Source organism: Actinoplanes sp. NPDC051633, from assembly GCF_040681735.1.
Classification (GTDB): domain Bacteria; phylum Actinomycetota; class Actinomycetes; order Mycobacteriales; family Micromonosporaceae; genus Actinoplanes.
Window position 1 is genome coordinate 1 of the sequence record NZ_JBFAZH010000616.1, and the last position, 4,767, is coordinate 4,767.

Consider the following 4,767-nt stretch of genomic DNA (forward strand, 5'->3'; position numbering starts at 1 on the left):
CTTGACCGAAGTCCACTTCGTCACCCGTGCGCAGGCCTGCCTCGAGTCAGCCGACGGCAGCTCCACGATCCGCTGCGGACCGTCGGTGTTCCTGCAAGACAACGGTGCGTGGAACCGCCTGCTTGACGGCGTTTCCCCAGGTGACCGCTGGACTCTCGAATTGAAGGCCGAAGGCCCGGGCGACATCGCTTTCCTCTTCAGCAACGATTGAACCGCCGGCTCCAGGGCCGCCGACATGTGATCGACGGCCTAGATCTGGCCGCTGCCGAGCAGCCTCTCGGCCGCGCCGGTGTTGACCTGGGCGACTTCGTCGAGATCAAAAGGCAAGGATGACGCGACCCGCCGGTAACCACGCCGGTCAGAGGCAATGCACCCGCGCCGATGAGTCCCAAACCGGACTCCGTCCGCACCTGCGGAACCTTTTACCTGCAGCATGTACTACAGCCACCAGCTGACCGTCCAGATGGACAACGCCATTCAGGACACATTGCGTGGAGTGGGCTCGAAGGACATCAAATCGGTCACCGTGACCGCCTGCAAGAACCCAAGTCACCTGCACCGCACTGGCAGCATTGGCCTTCGGCACCGCAAACGTGCAGCACATTGTGCACCACGCGGCCACCACGAACGGGTGCATCCGAATCCGCACTGTCCGCGGAGCGGACAACAGTCCCGGGCCGATACGCCGACCACAGCAGCATCTGCCACTCAATGGACTGAGCAGTCAGTCCATCGATGTTTGCGGGACCAGCCATTGCTGGTTCCGCAGGCATCGATAGACTCCCGCGACCGCTCCTACCTCAACGTTATCGTCAGGGGACGCTCTCGAAATTGACCGAGTGCTCGGCGTGCCCGCCTCCCGGCATGACCGCCGGAGGCTCTGTTGCGGTGGCTGGTGGAGGATCAGGCAAAGTTGACCAGTGAAGTTCGCGGCTCGGTCTCATCCCTGGTCTCCTCCCCGCTCGGCCTTCATCGGGTTCCGCTTCCCCGCCGAAGTGATCGTGGTGGCGGTCCGGTGGTACCTGCGCTACGGGCTCTCATATCGCGATGTCGAAGAGCTGCTCGCCGAACGTGGCATCGAGGTCGACCACGTCACCGTGTATCGGTGGCTGCAGCGGTTCACCCCGCTGCTGGCCGATGTCGCCCGCTTCGCCCGGCACCCGCGGTGACCGGTGGTTCGTGGACGAGTCTTACGTGAAGGTCAACGGCGTCTGGCGCTACGTCTATCGAGCCGTTGACCAGTATGGACAGGTCATCGACGTGCTGCTCTCGGCGCGTCGGGACGCCGCAGCGGCCCGCCGGTTCTTCACCCGGGCGCTGCGGATGCTGAAGGTGATCGCGAGCGAGGTGATCACCGACGCCGCTCCGGTCTACCCTGCCGTGCTCGATGACCTGATTCCCTCGGCGTGGCACCACGTCGAGCGGTACGCCAACAACCCCATAGAAGCCGATCACGGTCAGCTCAAACACCGGCTGAGACCGATGCGCGGCCTGCAGAGTGATCGGACAGCGCAGGTGGCGATCGCCGGCCATGCCTTCGTGCAGAATCTGCGCCGCGGACACTACGACCTCGGAGTGGACGCCAGCCCCGCGCTGCGGGTCGCCACGGCATTCACCGAACTCGCCTAAGCGATCTAAACCCGTTCGGCCGGGATCGGCGCGCCCGACAACCGCGCAACGCAGCAGAGCCACCCGCAGCCTGGCAACTGCTGACCGGCGTGACAGCGCACAAACTCGCACGTCAGACCACCAAACCGGATTCGCGAGCCCCACAGGATCGGCAGTCGGCAAGCCGCCACGACGCCTGAGGATCGCAACTCCGACTTACGCCTTCCCACCCCCGGCTGCTGAGGTCCACACCGCCTTGTAACCTCAGGCCGCTGCAGCCGGGACAGGGATGCCGCGAGAAGCGCGTCGTCGTACAAGTTCTTCGGACGGACGGTACGTCGTTGGGGTCACCGGATTGTCGGCGGCAGTGAGGACGGCGGCGGGATGCACAGGGAGTGTGATCATGGCGCGTCCCGTCATCGCGATCAGCGGTAGCGCGGATCCGGAACGCGAGTATCGCAAGCACCTTCACAGACTAGATCTGGCGCCCGAGGTCTGCCGAGAGCTGGGTCGGGAGCTCGCGGAGGCCGGCTGGGATCTGCTCGTATTCAGTGAGCAAGAAGGCTTCGTCGAGCCTTCGGTGGTTGCGGGCTATAGGACATAGCCCAAGGCAGCGAAGGGCACGATCCGGGTACGCCAGCCGCTGGACCACCCGGTGGCGTGGGAATCCGAGCCGGGCGGCCCTCGCGTGGCTTCTGAACCGGTCCCCACGGACGTGGGCTGGGAGTTCCCCTTTTACGGCGGGGTCCTCGAGGCCGACGGGTTGCTTTTAATCGGCGGCGCCCGGGCCACCCGCATCGCCGGGATCATCGCGCTCAACCAGAAGACGCCGGTGCTGCCGGTAGTTCTCTTCGGCGGGGCAGCCGAGGAGATCTGGAACAAGCTAAGGGCAGTCGGCAACGACACCGATTCCGCCCTCCGCTCGGCCATGGCCGAGACCTGGTCAGCCACCAGCGCGAAGCGGCTGGTCGCCGCTCTCGACGAGCAGCGCAAACGGCGGGCCCGCCGGCTAAAGGACGAGGCCCGGGCCGCCGAGAAACACCAACGCCAGCTTGCCCTGCGCCATTTGGCCGGGTTGGCGTTGGTGGCGGCCGCGGTCGCCGCCGGCTCTGTCTACTACGGGTGGCCGCTCACCGGCGTGGTCGCCATCGCGATGCTCGCTGCAGCTGGTGGTGCCTTGGTGTCGCGCCAGAATGTGTGGCGCATCGGACGGCGAGTCCGTGCCGAGGCAGCCGACGTGCCTGCCGCGATCACCGTCACGCGGGGCGCTTTCGCCGGGCTGATCACGGTTCTGACTTATGTCGTGTCGCAAACCCTGGGATCGGGCCCGAGCGATCAACTCGCCAACGGCTCGATCACGGTATTCGCGCTGGCCGCCGGGGCGGTCGCTGGCTTCACCGCCGACCGCGTGCTGGCGCGCATCCGCCCGGTCGAGGTCGGCAACCTCAACCGGGGGGCCGGACCCGCTGCGCAGCCGGCCCCGGCCGCGCAAGAGGAATAGGGTGGCGTGCCAGTAGGTCACTTGCACGGGTCTCTGTACGTCCGGTCAGAGATGTTGCTACTCCACTCGGACTTGGACAGCGGGTCGCCGACGAAGCGGCAGATATCGGCAATGACTGCCTTGGGATCGAGGTTCCACAGTACCGTTGTGCCATTACGCGCGCCGCTGGCCAGCAAACCCCTCGACGCGTCGAAATCGACCCCAAAGATCGCCGTCAACGCGCCGGTGAGCTGTGCGTTCACCGTCGGCACCTTCGGTGTAAGGTCCCAGATCCATGTGGAGCCGTCCTCATTGCCTACAGCCAGCCGACTGTTGTCGAGGAACGCCACGCTGATCGCGCTGCCGGCATGGCTGCGCATCACACGAGCTTGATGTGCCACGAACTTCTCCGGCGCCACCCGCTCCCAGAGCGTAACTTGGCCGTCCGCCCCTGCGGTGGCGAGCGTTTTGTCGTCAGGGCTCCAGGCCAGCCCAAGCACCGGACCATCAGAAGCGTCGAGCGGCAAAGGAACTTCCTGCGGGGTCCCTGGGCGCGTCACGTCGTACAGCAAGACGGCCCCGGCTCCATAACCGACGGCGAGGATCGTCCCGTCCCGGCTGAAGGCGACAGACGCCGCAGCGCCCGGATCAGTGACCGCCGGGCGCAGTCGACTTCCTAAAGATCGCGGCCGAGCCGGATTCGATAGGTCCCAAAGACGTGCGGTCCGGTCGCTGCTGGCAGATGCGAGTATCTTGCCATCCGGGGAGAACGCGACCCCGGTGATGGCGGCATCATGCGCGGGAATGGGCTCGCCGACTAGGTGAGGGTCGTGCGGGTCTGAGACGTCCCAGATCTCGATCGTCCGGTCGTCGCTGGGTAGGGCCAGCAGCATCCCGTCAGGCCGAAACGCCATGCGGTCCGCTGTTTTCGTGTGCCGCGTCGCCGGCCGGGACGCCACTCGCGGGCGCAGGATATCCGCAACATTCCACAGTCTGAGGATGTCCGAATCGCCGCCGGTCGCGAGCGTCTGAGGGTCATTCGGCCGGAACAGAACCGACGCGATCGCCGTCTGCTCACCGCTCAGTATCGGCCCGGGAAGATGCCAGACGCGCAGGTAGGCGTCCGCGCACACGCTAGCGATCTCGTCGTCGGAGCCAAGAAACAGCGCGCCGCGGACCGCTTGCGGGAAAGGCAATGTGCGCAAGACCTGGCCGCTCGCGAGATCTCGGACCATCAGTGTGTCGTCGTTACTGCCGCTCAGCAGCCACGTGCCGTCCGCGCTGAAGCCAACCGCGCCGACTGATGCCCGATGCTCGGTGAACCGGGCGAGGGATGTAGGCCGAGCCGAGTCCGCGAGGTTCCACAGTTGCACGCCCCCGTTCTCGTACCCAACGGCAAGTTCGGGCTTCGTCGGATGGAACGCGATCGATTCCACTGTGTCCGCTTGTGTCTCGATCGGAGGCACGACAGGCTCGGCCTTGGCTATTCCGGTGGATCTCCATAGCCGCATGGTCTTGCCGGTCGCTGTGGCGAAGGTGCGGCCGTCCGCGGCGAAGGCGACCCCCGCGGACGCGACCCCGACAGTCACACGAGTGAGGCGTTGCCCAGGCGTGAGGCTGGCGGTGCCTGACTTTAACCCCCCAAGGCGGACCACTCCGTCCCCACCGACAGTGAGCAG

Annotated in this window: 4 protein-coding genes and 1 pseudogene; 4 read left to right on the forward strand and 1 reads right to left on the reverse strand. The window is 66.0% G+C overall.

Going from position 1 to position 4,767, the window contains the following annotated elements; all coding sequences use genetic code 11:
• From AB0M20_RS27990 to AB0M20_RS28005, 4 genes and pseudogenes are all read left to right on the forward strand, one after another.
• Window positions 1-211: hypothetical protein (locus tag AB0M20_RS27990; RefSeq protein WP_364303175.1), on the forward strand; the 211-nt coding region annotated here is incomplete at its 5' end.
• A gap of 760 nt (window positions 212-971) precedes the next feature.
• Window positions 972-1,629 (forward strand): annotated as a pseudogene (locus AB0M20_RS27995) (IS6 family transposase).
• A 382-nt stretch (window positions 1,630-2,011) separates the two neighbouring features.
• Window positions 2,012-2,212 (forward strand): hypothetical protein, encoded by a 201-nt coding sequence (locus AB0M20_RS28000; RefSeq protein WP_364303177.1) that lies wholly within the window; start codon window positions 2,012-2,014, stop codon window positions 2,210-2,212.
• A 111-nt stretch (window positions 2,213-2,323) separates the two neighbouring features.
• Window positions 2,324-3,109, forward strand: a complete 786-nt coding sequence (locus AB0M20_RS28005; protein WP_364303179.1) for a hypothetical protein — start codon at window positions 2,324-2,326, stop codon at window positions 3,107-3,109.
• Between the two features lie 17 nt (window positions 3,110-3,126).
• On the opposite strand, the gene AB0M20_RS28010 is transcribed toward AB0M20_RS28005, so the two are convergent.
• A complete protein-coding gene (locus tag AB0M20_RS28010; protein WP_364303181.1) occupies window positions 3,127-4,677 on the reverse strand; it encodes a WD40 repeat domain-containing protein in 1,551 nt (516 codons plus the stop codon).
• Window positions 4,678-4,767: the final 90 nt, after the last annotated feature.